The organism is uncultured Campylobacter sp. (assembly GCF_938045595.1).
Lineage (GTDB): Bacteria > Campylobacterota > Campylobacteria > Campylobacterales > Campylobacteraceae > Campylobacter_B.
The window spans coordinates 1-2,149 of sequence record NZ_CALIBB010000269.1 but is presented as its reverse complement, the minus strand read 5'-3'; the positions used below and the strand labels follow the sequence as shown (position 1 = coordinate 2,149).

Here is a 2,149-nt window from a genome sequence, read left to right as displayed (position 1 = left end):
TAAAAATATTTATCTATGAAGATGGCGCGCTAAAATCCATCTACTCGGCTTTTGCGAGCGAAGGCTACTGGATAGAAAATTTCGCTTACGAGGGCGGCAAGCTCGCTCAAAAGCAGTGGTGCGGCACGGATCCATACGGAGGCAAATTCGACCGCGTCATAAACTACGAATTTGACGCGATAGGCGAGCTAAACTTAATAGTCGAGGGCGGCTACGTGCACTACAGAAAACCGGATAAAAAAATGAGCTACAAAAAGCTCTACGAGCTCGCCGCGCAAAGGCTGCTGCCCGCGATTAAAGAGACGATCAAAAAACACGCGCCAGGCTGCAAGCTCTACTGCATAAATTTAGCCTACGACGACACGGGCTCGCTACCGCCTCAGATCGGATTCGGCTCGCAAGAACAGCGCGCGCAGTGGCTTGCGCAGGGCGATGACGATAATTGGATCGTTTGGAACGTCGCTGATTACGAGTTTCAGGCCGAGTTGGACGAGGATGACGAGACGGCAAATCTTTTCGATCTTTTCAATCAAGAAACGCGGCTAAACGGCAGATATCCGCAAGCCAAAAAGCTTATTTTAGAGTGCGCGAAGCAGCTTAAGGCGGATATCGGCGAGTTAGGGCTCGACGTGAGCGAGGATTTTGCGCTCGTAGCGAGCGATTATGATCTCAGCGATCTGCGGAAAAATTTCAAAGCGATAAATCCAGAGCTTGTAAGCACGTATAAGGGCAAAATTTAAAATTTCATCGTTACGATTTTATCATCGCACGCAGCGTTTGCCCGCCCGCGCCGCCTACAAACATACCCTACTCCGGATGACGCCGCCCTGCTCCGCCCGAAGTGCCGCCCTTTCCATATAACGCCATCCGCTTCGCATAGTACACATTCTGCTCTGTATAACGCGCCATTTCATCTATACGGCGCGCCGTCTTTATCGGCTGACGCCCTGCTCCGCTCGGTATGCGTCCGCAAGCGCAAATTTTACTCACCGCTTATTCGGCGCATCCGTCCAAGCGCTAAATTTAACCGCGAGCCGTGCCGCAAAGAGTAAGTGCTTAGCAACAAAGCGCCCGATAAAATTTTACGCCGAAAGATCAAAAGCGACCCGCACAAGCTCGCGCAAAAACCGATTTTGAGGCGAAATTTTACGCCCCGCTGTTAAAAAAGCCGCTATTTAGCTATAAGCTTGTAAAATAATGCACAAATTTAAAGGCGAAAAATGTATGTAATATTCGAAGGTATCGACGGTGTGGGCAAAAGCACGCAGATAGCGCGACTGGCGGCGGCTTTTCCGCAAGCGATCGTGACTAAGGAGCCCGGCGGCACGAAGCTCGGCGAAGCGGTGCGAAGCCTCGTTTTGGGCGAGGATTTTAAGTGGCGGCGCGGCAGCGTAAATCTGCGCGAGGCCTGCGGCGAAATTTCAAAGCGCACCGAGCTGCTTTTGTTCCTCGCAGACCGCGCCGAGCACTACGAGCGCGTGATAAAGGGCGGCGCGGACAGGCTCGTGCTAAGCGATCGCGGCTTCATTTCAGGGATCGCCTATGCGCTGGCAAACGACAAAAACGTGGATCTTAGCGAGCTTATCGCGCTTAATAAATTTGCGCTTGGGGGCAAATTTGCAGATAAAATCGTGCTGTTTTCGGCGGACGAACAGCTCGTCAAGAAACGGCTCAAAACGCGCGCTAGCAGCGATATAATCGAGGCTCGCGGGCTCAAATACCTAATGCGCGTGCAAGATCTTATGGCGCAGGCATGCAGGGCGTGCGGCGTTGAGACCCTGCAAATCGACGCCGCACAATCCGAAGAAGCGATCTGCGATCAGATAAGAAATTTCATACTTTCTTAAAATTTTAAGACGCGGAATTTTGCCGCGGTAGTTGATTTCCAAGCTCTGCCGTGAAATTTTAGCTGTGAAATTTCGCCCATAAAATTTCAGCTCCAAATTTCGTTTATGGAATTTTACAGGAGAGGTTCTAAGTAAAATTTCTGGGCGGAATTTTGTTTTATAATTCAGTCATAAAATTTCGCCACAGAATTTTGTCTTATAATTCCGCCGTAGTCCGAAAAGGCGTGGGATTTCATAAGCGAAATCCTGCGCGGAATTTTAATTCGCGTATTCGCAGGCGGAATTCCGCTTAAGCTCTTTAG

Annotated in this window: 3 protein-coding genes; 2 read left to right on the top strand and 1 reads right to left on the bottom strand. The window is 50.1% G+C overall.

The genetic code is table 11. From position 1 onward, the window contains the following. Nucleotides 1-740 (top strand): hypothetical protein (locus Q0340_RS10580; RefSeq protein ID WP_298083275.1); only part of this gene is annotated, 740 nt, incomplete at its 5' end. Between the two features lie 67 nt (nucleotides 741-807). On the opposite strand, the gene Q0340_RS10575 is transcribed toward Q0340_RS10580, so the two are convergent. Next, complete coding sequence (locus Q0340_RS10575) at nucleotides 808-990, bottom strand: hypothetical protein (protein ID WP_298083274.1); 183 nt, start codon at nucleotides 988-990, stop codon at nucleotides 808-810. A gap of 230 nt (nucleotides 991-1,220) precedes the next feature. Here Q0340_RS10575 and tmk point away from each other — a divergent pair, with 230 nt between their 5' ends. Next, a complete protein-coding gene (tmk, locus tag Q0340_RS10570) occupies nucleotides 1,221-1,847 on the top strand; it encodes a dTMP kinase (RefSeq protein ID WP_298083273.1) in 627 nt (208 codons plus the stop codon). The last annotated feature ends 302 nt before the right edge of the window (nucleotides 1,848-2,149 follow it).